Genomic DNA, 11,357 nt, shown 5'->3' with positions numbered 1-11,357 from the left:
TGCCGAACGTCTCGAAAAGTGGATCGAGCAATTCTTGACAGAGCCTTTCACCCGCTGCAATCGCAAGTTTCGGGAACACCGTGGCCTTTTTTAGGATGTCCCTTTCCTCCTTGAGAATACGGTTCTCACGTCGAAGCCGGTCATTCTCCTGAGCCAGTCCCAAATCCTCCTTCGACACCACATACGTGTCTCGGTACGCTGTGATCCATTTGTTCAGCGTCGACATACCGACACCAAGATCATCAGCCACTTGCTTTCGGGTAAGCCCACTGGTCAGTGCGATCCGCACCGCATCTTCCCTAAATTCGTCTGTTCGTTTCAGTCCCATGCTCAGTCTCCTTTGTTGCAGTAAATGCTATCAAAGGAGCGGCATCAAACCGTGACAGGTCCATTCGATGTCTTGGGCTTCTTCATCATCTCGATCTCCTAATCGATAAGATGAACCAGAAATCCTCCATTATTCAAATACTCAAATCTGTCCAGCAGGTGCTGACGTCAGACAGAGGGGGAGTAGATTGATCGCAGTGGTCTTATCTTAGAACTCGCTTGCGGCCTTGATCACAATGAAGGCTGGGCTCGTTATTAGGTCACGTGCTTTTAGTACGCGATAAACGGAAGCTTCTGATATCGAGATCTTGCGTTTTTGCAATAAATATAGTGAACTATTCATCGGTGCCTTCACTGTCTTCAAGGGCCGTTCTGCGTCGGAGAAACGCAAGTAAAAGTGGCACGCCTGTCAGTAGACCTAGTCCCAAAATCACGCTCATGATCCACTTTGAATTGCCCTCCACGGCCTCGGCTCCGATAAAGGCCAAGGCAAAGCTTGCAGGCAGAATACCGGCGAAGGTTGCGAGCAGGAAACGCCAGAGATGTAAGCGGCTGAGACCGGCGGCATAGCTCATTACATCAAAGGAGACGAAGGGGAGTAGTCGGCTGAAGAATACCGCAAACGTCAGTGCGTTCTGCGAACCCAAAAGGCCTTTTCCAGCCTTTTTGCCAAGGAATCGCTCAACAGCGTCTTGGCCAAGATGACGCGCAATGAGAAACGCGAGAACTGCCCCCGTTTCCGCACCAATTGCCACATAGATCATACCCGCCATCTTGCCGTAAGCGGCCCCTGCGGCAACGGCGATTGGGGCGCTGGGGATTGGGCTGGCGACAACCGCGAGGGTCATCAGCCCAATGATGGCGAGTGGGCCTAGAACTCCCAGATTTTTGATCCATGCGGTCATTTCCTCTGCGTCAGGCAAAGCAGGCACCCCAAAAAACCAAAGTAAGACTGCGACGAGTGCCAAAGCGGCGAAAACCGCAACGGCAAAGGGTTTTGTTTTGATGGGCTTGAAGCTGAGCATGCGCGGGTACTCTAAAGGGGTAGGGGCGGCTGCGGTAGACTACTTCGTTCAACCAACTGTGAATTGTCCCATCATTCCACCATCTTCATGTTCGAGGATGTGGCAGTGATACATAAATGGGGTTTTTTCTGAGGCAGGGTGATCAAACCTGATCAAGAGATCGACAGACCCGTTGACCAAAACTGTGTCTTTCCATCCAGTGTTTTGAGGTTGAGGCGGCTGACCGTTTTCCGTGAGGACTTGAAACATGGCTCCGTGAACGTGAAACGGGTGCATCATCGTGTCGGCTGAAATTGTCCAACGTTCCACTGCGCCAAGGTCGACGTTGAAATCGATGCGCTTCATGTCAAACGGTGCCCCGTTGATGGAAAAGCGCCGGTCCGATTGGCGAAACATCATACCCATGCCCATCGACATATCGAGGGAAAAGCGACGCCATTTCGCGTTGGAGGCATCGGCGGTTGGGCGGCTACCACCAAGGGCCGTGGGAAGGCGCGTTATCCGTGTAGGAAGGGATGCATCGACGCTAAAAGGAAACACAGGGAAGCTGCCATTGCTTTGGTTCCCACCCCCCATCATGCCCGTGTTCGGATTTTGCGCCGAAAGGAGTGTCACCGTGCGTTCGTTGGAAAAATCAACCAACACTTCATACCGTTCCCCCGGTGCAATCCTGAGGCTCGTGAGGGCGATGGGTTGATCTAGGAGCCCACTATCTGTCGCAACGAGATGCATCGGCCGATTGTCGGATAAGGCCAGCGTATAAATCCGAGCGTTCGATCCGTTCAAAAGTCGCAGGCGCACCACTCCGCGCGGCACAACCGCAGTCGCGCCGATTTGTCCGTTGATCAACATCGTATCCCCAAGAAAACCGGTCATCTGTTCGGCCATCCCGATGGACAAATCCATTTGGCCATTGTGCGAAAAACGGCGATCCTGAATTACGAGAGTCAGGTCATCCACCCCGTAAGTTGACGGGAGTTCTCGGGCGTCATCTTGGCCGTCCGAGATTTGCAACACGCCTGCCAATCCCATCTGAACCTGTTTGGCCGTCGCACCATGAATGTGGGAGTGATACCAAGCTGTGGCGGTGGGTTGGGTCAGGGAGATTTCTGGTGTCCACGTTGCCTGCGGTGCGATGGGTTGATGAGGCCCCCCATCGACGCTCCCGGGCACGAGAAGCCCATGCCAATGCACCGAAATCGGCTCATTCAAACTGTTTGTAACCTCTGTGACCGTTGTTTGCCCTGTCGCCATACGCAGGGTCGGTCCAAGGAAGGGTTGGTTAAATCCCCATGTGTCAGCGCGGGACGAACCTTTAAACAAAGTTCGCCCCTTTTGCGCCTCCAACCGAACCCGTCTTGTCGTCGTTGCATCCATAAGTGGGGGCATGACGAGACGTTTGGGAGCTTCCTGACTAATGGATAAATTCGGAAAGCCCACAACTGCGGTGCTTGCTGCGATACCGCCTAGAAGGGTTCGACGTTTCAATTTGTATCTCCGTTTAGTGTTTTAGAGCAGATCGTCGGGAAGGGCGGCCTGCGCCTCTTCAATCGTCACAATTGGCAGACCCGTATTGATCCATCCGGCGCCGGCACTTGAACCATGCATTCCTTCGGAAACATCAATGAAATTTTCGTATCCAGCCGCTTTCAGGTTCTTATAAACGGCCCCTGAGCGTCCCCCCGTCGCACAGATCAGCGCAACGGGCCGGTCTTGGGCAAGCGTTCGCGCCGCCATAAGTCGCTCCGAAAACCCTTCCTCATGCAGGCTCACAGGCCACGCACCCTGTGCCACGCCTGTCTCGGCCCATTCCTGAGGCGAGCGGATATCCAACAGAAGAATTTCATCCAGTTGCAGGGCCTCATAGGCCTCACTCACCGACCAAACCTCACGGTTTTGGGCGAAAGTAATCGGGGCGAAAGTTGCTGCGGGGAGAGCTGCGATGAAGCCGAGCAATGTTCTACGGTTCAGTTGCATAAAGGGGTTTCCTTTCGATTGTGCTGAGCGTGGTCGCCTAGTTGTCGGACGGACCAGACTCTTCACCCATACCACCGTTTCCTCGCATCGGCATGTCCATTTGGTCGGCAGGTGCGGTCATTTCGCCCATTGTTACCATGCCATCCCCATCTGCATCGAGGTCTTGAAACCTATCAACCATTTGCGCGCGCACCATCATGCTGTGAAGCACTTCAAATTCGTCGATTGAAAGAGTCCCGTCGTCATTCGCATCCGAATTTGCGTGCATCGATTGCAACATTCCATGCGCTTCTTCGTCTGAAACAGTTCCGTCGCCATCGGCGTCTGCCTCAATGCCCTCCATCATCACGCCCTGCATCAACGCCATCATATTCTGGTTCATCATACGTGAGTGCATTTGCATCATCATGCCCATGCTTCCCGCCATGTCTTCATGATGGCCACCCCTCATCATTCCCATGTTTCCATTCCCGCCCATCATACCATTGAACGCTTGTGGTGCGCCTTTGGGTTTTTCGCCGTCATGATGTCCTGCATCCGCAAAGGCGGTGGTGCTAACTGCGGTGAATAGGACAAAAGATATTGCTGTTTTGAGGGTATTTGACATTGTTGTCTCTCCAAAATTATTTCCGCTTTACACTGACAAGAAATGACAGAAACCAAAGCCAGCGCACGCTTGGATTTGTATCCATCTGTCGCAATGGAGGATGGCTGATACAATTGGCGACAAAAATGAGCCTGACCCGACGGATATATTTGATTTAGAAAGAGAACATGATGAACCCGCCACATATTCTCGTCGTAGACGACCACCTGCAAATCCGTGAAAGCGTGACCCGTTTTTTGATTAAAAATGGACTGCGGGCCACCCCAGCTAAGGATGCAAAGGACATGGATTCCAAGCTGGCGATGGGGCATTTTGACCTTATCGTTTTGGATGTCATGATGCCTGGCGAAAGCGGTCTATCGGTCTGTCAGCGCCTTTCTGGAGAGCAAAAAATACCCATCATTTTGTTGACGGCGTTGGGCGACGATACGGACCGTATTGTCGGCCTCGAAATCGGTGCAGACGACTATATTTCTAAGCCGTTTAACCCGCGCGAACTTCTGGCACGTATTAAAGCTGTGCTGCGTCGTGCGGCACAACCCGAGAGGGTGATTGGTGATTTTGCGAGTAAGAAAATACGTTTTGCACACTTAGTTCTGGATGCCGACCGGCAGGTTTTGTTGAGCGAAGGTCAGGAAGAAATTGCCCTAACAAGCGCGGATTTCAAATTGCTGGTCGTGCTGCTCGAACGCCCCCGCGTTGTTCTGAGTCGGGATCAGCTTTTGGACTTAGCGGCGGGCCGGTCTGGAGGGCCCCTTGATCGTACAATTGACAACCAAATCAGTCGATTGCGGCGCAAAATTGAAATAGACGTCCTGCGCCCTAAAATCATCAGGACCATTCGCAATGGTGGATACTGCCTGTCGGTTGATGTTGAGGTTTTTGGCGGATGATGGGGCTTTTACGTACGTTGCGTGTGCAGCTCGTTCTTCTGGTCATGGCAGCCTTGTTGGTAGCCCAATTTATTAGCCTTTGGTTGTTTGCTGACGAACGCAGCCTCGCGGTTCGCGCTGCATTGGGGTTTGAGGCTGCCGGTCGTGCGGCGAATGTTGCGCGCCTAATTGAAGAGGCTCCTTCAGAGCTTCACGTCTCGATTTTGCGCGCGTCCAACTCCCCCTTGGTGCGGTTTGAATTGGCGTCTCGGCCCATTGTTCAACACGCGGACCATTCTGACAGTGGCTTAGTTGAGGGGCGCATTCGGGCGTTGTTAGACGACAGTTTTAGTCGCGATATTCGCGTCGAGCTGCACGAAATTGAGGGGCAGATTTTACCGCTTCCACACCTTTCGCAGGAAATGGCCCAAATGCATGTTGCCATGATGCGCGGCGAGTTGTCGGCGGTTGAAATGAACCTGTCCATTGGCATTACGGGCGGGGATTGGCTTAACGTGAGCACGCGTTTTGAACGGCCCCCCATACAATGGCCAATCTATTCCATGCTTACCTTCGCCCTGTCTGCCGCCGCAATTTTGGGTGTCGTTTTTTGGTTTTTGATGACCCGCCTTACGGGCCCGTTGCGAGGTTTGGTACAGGCGGCGGATCGTCTGGGTCGCGGTGAGGATGTCGCTGATTTATCTATGGTTGGACCCGCCGAGGTGCGCGATCTTACCTCTACTTTTAATCGGATGCAGGGTCGCCTCACGCGATTTGTGGCCGACCGCACGCGGTTGTTGGCAGCCCTCGGTCACGACCTCCGCTCTCCGCTTACGGCCCTGCGTGTCCGCGCCGAGATGGTGGATGACGAGGAAACGCGTGACAGTTTGGTTGCATCGGTCGAAGAAATGCAGTCGATGGTTGAGGCAACCCTAACCTTTGCACGCGGGTTGACGGGGGGGAGGAGCCAGAAGTCGTTGATCTGAAAACCTTCCTTCAATCCCTTCAAACAGACATGCACACTCCATTCGAGCTTGCGGACGGCCCAACAATCGACGTGCGCCTGCGCCCTAATGCAATGCGCCGCGCCCTTAGAAATGTCATCGAAAATGCCGAACGTTATGGGGGGAACACGCGGGTGTATCACACGGTTTCAAAAGACGAATTTGTCATAACCGTGGAGGATGACGGCCCTGGAATCCCTGCCACGGAACTTGAGCGTGTGTTCGATCCTTTTTTCCGGCTTGAGCAGTCACGGTCGTTAGAAACCGGCGGGCATGGGCTCGGACTGTCGATTGCGCGCACAATCATTGGCGCACACGGTGGCGATATATCTCTGTCAAACCGCGAAGAGATCGGGTTGCGCGCCACAATCACAATCCCGCTCGCCAATAGCACCACAGCATAAGGCAAAATTGACCGTAGTACTTGACGATTTTCACCTCCCTTACCCTCACATGAGGAAGGGCATCTGAAGCCACCCAACTGACTGGATTATCTTATGATACCCGAGATCGGCCACTTCGCTTTGGCACTCGCCTTCGCCCTCGCGCTTGTTCAAAGTGTGCTCCCAATCCTTGGGGCCAATCGTGAAAAGCTCCTTTGGATGCAATCCGCGCGGGCTACATCGCTTGGGCAACTCAGCTTTATTGGCATTGCCTTTGCCGCCTTAATGCGCAGTTTTGTAACCAGTGATTTTACGGTTTTAAACGTGGTCGAAAATTCTCATTCGCTCAAACCGATGCTGTTTAAAATTGCGGGGACATGGGGCAGTCACGAAGGGTCTCTTTTGCTGTGGGTCTTGATCCTCTCCGTTTTTGGCGCCGGCGTTTCGCTCTTTGGCAGCAATATCCCAGAGCCGCTCAAAGCGCGGACACTGGCGGTGCAGGCTTGGATCAGCACGGGGTTCCTCTCGTTTATGTTGCTGACCTCAAACCCCTTCGACCGCCTTTTCCCACCACCTTTGGATGGGAATGACCTTAACCCGCTGCTTCAAGATGTAGGCCTCGCGTTGCATCCGCCATTGCTTTACTTGGGCTATGTTGGCTTCTCTATTGTCTTTTCGTTTGCCGTTGCGGCCCTGCTCGAGGGACGCGTTGACGCGGCTTGGGCGCGATGGGTCCGCCCATGGACTTTGGCCGCGTGGATGTGTTTGACCGCAGGGATCACTTTGGGCTCATGGTGGGCCTACTATGAACTCGGTTGGGGTGGCTGGTGGTTCTGGGATCCAGTTGAAAATGTTAGCTTCATGCCGTGGCTGTTGGGCACCGCGTTATTGCATTCGGCCATCGTCACCGAAAAGCGGGACGCCTTCAAAAGTTGGACCATTCTACTCGCAATTCTGGCCTTTTCCTTCTCGCTTTTGGGCACATTCGTCGTGCGGTCGGGGCTTTTGACATCGGTACATGCTTTCGCCGTCGATCCCGAACGAGGGATGTATATTTTATTTCTGCTGGCGCTTTCAATTGGCGGCTCCTTGGCCCTGTTTGCGTGGCGTGCGCCACTGATGGAACCGGGTGGATTGTTTAAACCCGTGAGCCGCGAAGCGGGGCTATTGCTCAACAGTATCATCCTTGGTGCGGCCACTGGAGCAATTCTGTTTGGCACACTTTACCCTCTATTTCTCGAAGCGGTGACAGATGAGAAAATCTCTGTCGGACCGCCGTTTTTCAATGCGTCCGTTGTGCCTATGATGCTGTTGCTGGTTTTTGTAATGGCTCTCGGGCCCTATCTCTCATGGAAACGCGCGGACTTAGTGGGCATTCTACAACGTTTGCGTTTTGTGGCAGTGCTCTCGGTTCTTGCCACGCTCACGCTCTGGTATTTGCAAAACGGCGGACCAGTTTTGGCCTATTTGTCGATCCTTTTGGCAATTTGGCTGTTCTTGGCGACCCTACGCGAATGGGGCACGCGCATCCGCCTCTTTGACGTATCTTTCGCGGAGTCTCTGCACCGCGCGCGCAATTTACCACGGGCTGCACATGGAATGACGCTTGCCCATACGGGACTCGCGATTGCGATGTTTGGCTTCATTGGGTCTAGCGCGTGGAAAGTAGAAGAAATCGTCTTTGTTACCCCTGGAACGACCATTGAGATTGCGGGATTTGATGTGACATTTGAGGGTATGGAACGGGTCCGTGGACCCAATTACGTCGCGGATCGCGGTACTCTCGTGGTGGAACGTGGTGGCAAGCCAATTACCATTCTTTACCCTGAGCGGCGTAGCTACCCAGTGGCGCAAAGCACCACGACGGAAAGCGCAATACGCTCGACTCTTGCGGGTGATCTTTATGCTTCAATTTCGACCCCCCTCTCCGAGACGTCGGAACAGAGTGGCGCGCTGACATTGCGTATTCTCTATGAACCCCTGGTGAATTTTATCTGGATAGGTATGGGATTCCTCATCCTTGGAGGCGGCTTTTCCTTGTCTGATCGGCGCCTGCGTGTGGGGGCCCCTAGGTCGCGTAAAACCCTTCCAGTCGCAACAGCCCCAGCGGAGTAACCATGAAACGATTGATTGCCTTCACGCCATTTTTCATCGCGCTAGTCGTTGGTGGGTTCTTCCTTTGGGGGCTAAACCCAGACCGTGATCCAAATGAGGTGCCTACCGTGCTCATTTCCCAACCCGCGCCGGATTTTGATTTGTCGCCAATTGAAGGCGTCGATGTGCCCGGATTGGCACGCGCAAATCTCGTAAACTCAGACACGCCTGTTGTGGTCAATGTCTTTGCATCTTGGTGCGTACCCTGTCGCGCGGAACATGCGGTTCTGTCGAAATTGGCGCAAAAGGATGGGATGCGTTTGTATGGCATCAACTACAAAGACAAACCCAAAGACGCGGCGCGCTGGCTGAATAATCTTGGCAATCCTTACACGCGAATCGGGTCGGATGTTTCTGGCCGCGCTGGGATTGAATGGGGGATTTCAGGGGTGCCGGAAACCTTTATAATTGCGCGTGATGGCACTGTGGTTTTCCGGTTTGTTGGACCCGTGGTTGGTGAAGAGGCCACGGCAGAGTTTCGCGCGGCACTCATTCAGGCTGGCGCTCTTAAATCGGAGGAAAGCTGATGCTACGACTTCTTGTGGTGGTCTTTTTCCTCTCGCCGTTTGCGGCCCTTGGGGTCGAGCCGGATGAAATGCTGGCAGACCCAGTGATGGAAGCCCGCGCCCGCGACGTTTCAAGGGAATTGCGCTGTGTGGTGTGCCTGAACCAAGATATCGACAGCTCAAACGCTGGTGTGGCGCGTGATTTGCGCTTGCTCGTGCGTGAAAGGCTGGTTGCAGGCGACAGCAACGCCCAAGCCATCGCTTTCATTCAGGTGCGGTATGGCGATTACGTGTTGTTGAAACCGCCCTTTAAACCAAGGACCTATGCCCTTTGGCTCGCCCCCCGTTTTTGCTTTTAATGGCACTGGCAATTGGGTTGCTCACCCTTCGACGAACGTCGCGGCAAACCCCACCAAAGGGGCTGAGCGACGCAGAAGAACAAGAAATTGAAACCTTCATCAATGAACAAAAAACAGGACCACACACATGATTTGGACTTTGATGATATTGCTGTCTTTCCTTTCGATTGGCATGGTTTTGACGCCACTGTTTTTTGGCAGGAAGTCCCCAATAAGCGAGGCCCAAGCGACCCCCGCGGTTTTGGTGGACCAGCTTGAAGAAGTGGACCGGGATTCTGCGCGCGGATTAATTTCAGACGTTGAGGCACAGGGGGCTCGTCAGGAAATTAAGCGCCGAATTTTGGTGGCCGCACGCAGAGTACACGAGACACCTAGTCAAAAGGGTGGGGAAGGGTGCACTCTCCTTTGGGTCGCGGTTCTGGCCGTTCCAATAATTGCATTTTCCTACTATGGCATCAAAGGGTCGCCAGAGATTTCCAGCCTCGTTTTTGCCGACCGCCAGACGGAACGCCAAGAAGAAAAGCGTGTTGTTGAGCTAACGGATAAGCTTCTGGCCGAATTGGTAGCAGACCCTGAAGGCGGCGCGTCGCAGGGCTGGATGCTTTTGGCGCAAACCTATTACCGGATGGGGCGCTATGAGGAGGCTATCTCCGCTTTTGAAACCGTGGCGCAGCGGGAAGACGCCACCTCCGCGACGTGGTCGATGCTTGCAGAAGCCATGATAACGGCTGAGCAGGGCGTCGTGACTCCGAAGGCGCTCATTGCGATTGAGAGGGCTGTTGCCTTGGAGCCAAGCAATCCGGCGGCCACTTTTTACAAGGCGCGCGCGATGGAGCAAAGCGGCGATGAGGCGGGCGCGCATGATCTTTTACTGGCCCGTCTCGCTTTGTCAGATGGGTTTGCACCTTGGATGGAGGCATTTGTCACTCAAGCCAATTTTATTGGTGGGCCGCTTGGTCGTCGCCTGATTTCTCTAGCGGATTACGCCCCTATGGCGCAATTTGCGACGGATGAAAACGTAGGGCCGACGGCTGATGACGTTGCGGCGGCCAGCGAGATGAGCCAAGAGGATCGCACCGATTTCATTCGCTCAATGGTGAACCGATTAGCCACGCGTTTGGAAGACGAACCAGATGATCTTGAAGGGTGGTTGCGCCTTGCGAATGCTTACACCGTTCTTGATGAGCGTGAGCAAGCTATAACGGCTTACGAGCGGGCACAAGCGTTGCTTATGGCAATATCTCCGACCGATCCGAGGATACAAAACGTTGAAAAGGCGCTGTCTGATTTGATGGAGTAAGCCATAGAGCGATACGCGTTTTGCAAGTTTGGGATGGTGGATGTTTCGTTAGCGGTCGCGTGTGATTTCTGGAAGCGTGACGTCTGTGAGTGCAAAACCTTGGCGTCCGTTTTCGCACGTGAATATGGAATTTGGGGCTTCGGGTGCGCCTGAGTATTGGCAGCCACTCGGGCCTGTATCGTCACGCCTTCGTTTGGTTTGAGGCATTGGGTTGCCGATGCCGTGCAGCTTGCCAAAAGGAAGCCAGTAAGACCGGTGCGAACGACGCCTATCCCACGCAAAATTTAGCGCCGAGTAACTTGCGGAATGGGGCTTGCTGCGCTTTGGACCACGGGCAATATCGCTGGAGTTTGCACTTTTCCATCGTTTTGTTTTTTGGAGCCGTGGCACTTTTTGCCCATGACTTTATGCATGAATATATGCGCGCCAACACACAGGATAATCGGCGCAAAAGCGATTAGATTTGACCCAAGACCCGTCAGGGTTCCACCTGCCAAAAAATATCCGCCAATTGGGATTAGCATGACAGCGCAACACGCGATCATTGCTACATTGATTAATTTGAAAGGTTGATTTTTTTCAGTAGTCTGGTTTTCGTCCATAGGAACCTCACGTGGATGTGGAATTTCCAATAAACGCGTCTATCCTCCTTCAAAGTCAAGGATACATTTGGATACAAATATGGCGCTCCCCAAACGTTGCATCACTATATAAAGACGGCCTAAACTAGGTCAACGCACCTGCCAGTGAATAAATGCTTGAGGGAAAATGGAGCGACAAACGTGAACAGTTCTCAAATGCATTCAGTATTTGCCACTGGGGTCACTTTTCTAGCTGCGCCTC

9 protein-coding genes and 3 pseudogenes are annotated in these 11,357 nt (G+C 53.4%); 6 read left to right on the top strand and 6 right to left on the bottom strand.

Features of this window, described 5'->3' with window-relative positions; translation table 11 throughout:
* Positions 1–82: 82 nt before the first annotated feature.
* The 5 genes and pseudogenes from RC74_RS21990 to RC74_RS21000 all read right to left on the bottom strand — a co-directional run.
* A pseudogene (locus tag RC74_RS21990) lies at positions 83–328 on the bottom strand (transposase); the annotation flags it as partial.
* Positions 329–662: 334 nt separating this feature from the next.
* Positions 663–1,352 carry a TVP38/TMEM64 family protein gene (locus RC74_RS21015; RefSeq protein WP_052274828.1) on the bottom strand — a complete coding sequence of 230 codons (690 nt, stop codon included), beginning with the start codon at positions 1,350–1,352 and terminating at the stop codon, positions 663–665.
* 48 nt (positions 1,353–1,400) lie between these two features.
* Positions 1,401–2,840 carry a multicopper oxidase domain-containing protein gene (locus RC74_RS21010; RefSeq protein WP_052274829.1) on the bottom strand — a complete coding sequence of 480 codons (1,440 nt, stop codon included), beginning with the start codon at positions 2,838–2,840 and terminating at the stop codon, positions 1,401–1,403.
* 21 nt (positions 2,841–2,861) lie between these two features.
* The gene (locus RC74_RS21005; protein ID WP_039002325.1) at positions 2,862–3,329 is read right to left on the bottom strand and encodes a rhodanese-like domain-containing protein; all 468 of its coding nucleotides are present in this window, start codon (positions 3,327–3,329) and stop codon (positions 2,862–2,864) included.
* A 37-nt stretch (positions 3,330–3,366) separates the two neighbouring features.
* Positions 3,367–3,936, bottom strand: coding sequence for an EF-hand domain-containing protein (locus tag RC74_RS21000; protein ID WP_052274830.1), 570 nt, complete (start codon positions 3,934–3,936; stop codon positions 3,367–3,369).
* Positions 3,937–4,103: 167 nt separating this feature from the next.
* Between RC74_RS21000 and RC74_RS20995 the strand changes: the two genes are divergently transcribed.
* From RC74_RS20995 to ccmI, 6 genes and pseudogenes are all read left to right on the top strand, one after another.
* Positions 4,104–4,829, top strand: coding sequence for a response regulator (locus RC74_RS20995; RefSeq protein WP_039002326.1), 726 nt, complete (start codon positions 4,104–4,106; stop codon positions 4,827–4,829).
* Positions 4,826–6,216 (top strand): annotated as a pseudogene (locus RC74_RS20990) (ATP-binding protein). The gene RC74_RS20995 and the pseudogene RC74_RS20990 overlap by 4 nt, the downstream one beginning before the upstream one ends.
* Before the next feature lie 93 nt (positions 6,217–6,309).
* Positions 6,310–8,310 (top strand): heme lyase CcmF/NrfE family subunit, encoded by a 2,001-nt coding sequence (locus tag RC74_RS20985; RefSeq protein ID WP_039002328.1) that lies wholly within the window; start codon positions 6,310–6,312, stop codon positions 8,308–8,310.
* Positions 8,311–8,312: 2 nt separating this feature from the next.
* A complete protein-coding gene (locus RC74_RS20980; protein WP_039002329.1) occupies positions 8,313–8,876 on the top strand; it encodes a DsbE family thiol:disulfide interchange protein in 564 nt (187 codons plus the stop codon).
* A pseudogene (locus RC74_RS20975) lies at positions 8,876–9,345 on the top strand (cytochrome c-type biogenesis protein). Before RC74_RS20980 ends, RC74_RS20975 begins: the two are co-directional and overlap by 1 nt.
* The gene (ccmI, locus tag RC74_RS20970) at positions 9,342–10,514 is read left to right on the top strand and encodes a c-type cytochrome biogenesis protein CcmI (RefSeq protein ID WP_039002331.1); all 1,173 of its coding nucleotides are present in this window, start codon (positions 9,342–9,344) and stop codon (positions 10,512–10,514) included. Before RC74_RS20975 ends, ccmI begins: the two are co-directional and overlap by 4 nt.
* Before the next feature lie 284 nt (positions 10,515–10,798).
* Here the strand turns inward: ccmI and RC74_RS20965 are convergent, their stop codons facing one another.
* Positions 10,799–11,038 (bottom strand): DUF2933 domain-containing protein, encoded by a 240-nt coding sequence (locus RC74_RS20965; protein ID WP_236939999.1) that lies wholly within the window; start codon positions 11,036–11,038, stop codon positions 10,799–10,801.
* Positions 11,039–11,357 lie beyond the last annotated feature (319 nt).

The sequence above is a fragment of the Falsihalocynthiibacter arcticus genome (genome assembly GCF_000812665.2).
GTDB classification, from domain to species: Bacteria; Pseudomonadota; Alphaproteobacteria; order Rhodobacterales; family Rhodobacteraceae; genus Falsihalocynthiibacter; species Falsihalocynthiibacter arcticus.
The sequence above is the reverse complement of the archived record's forward strand: the minus strand, read 5'-3'. Positions and strand labels throughout refer to the sequence as shown.